The organism is Pseudomonas brassicacearum, from assembly GCF_003732265.1.
Lineage (GTDB): Bacteria > Pseudomonadota > Gammaproteobacteria > Pseudomonadales > Pseudomonadaceae > Aquipseudomonas > Aquipseudomonas brassicacearum_D.
Map to the genome: position 1 here is coordinate 1 of NZ_MOBK01000290.1, position 279 is coordinate 279.

The 279-nt window shown below is 63.4% G+C and carries 2 pseudogenes; one reads left to right on the forward strand and one right to left on the reverse strand.

Features of this window, described 5'->3' with window-relative positions:
• A pseudogene (locus BK660_RS31325) lies at positions 1-164 on the forward strand (GNAT family N-acetyltransferase); the annotation flags it as partial.
• Position 165: 1 nt separating this feature from the next.
• Here the strand turns inward: BK660_RS31325 and BK660_RS31330 are convergent.
• A pseudogene (locus BK660_RS31330) lies at positions 166-279 on the reverse strand (aspartate/glutamate racemase); the annotation flags it as partial.

Here is a 279-nt window from a genome sequence, read left to right on the forward strand (position 1 = left end):
GGGTCGAGCTTTCGGTGTACGCCGACAACGAAGCGGCAATCGGTCTGTACCGAAAGTTCGGTTTCGAGACAGAAGGCCTGTTCCGCGACTACGCCGTGCGTGACGGCCGACTGGTCGACACCTTGAGCATGGCGCGTCTGCGCCGCACGCTAAACACCGATTGACTCAGTCGCCCAGTGCGAACGCCACCGCCGCCTGCGCATGCAGTCCGGTGGTGTCGAGACGGGGCAGGGCGCTGTGCTCGGGTTTGATCAGCATGCCGATTTCCGTGCAACCGAG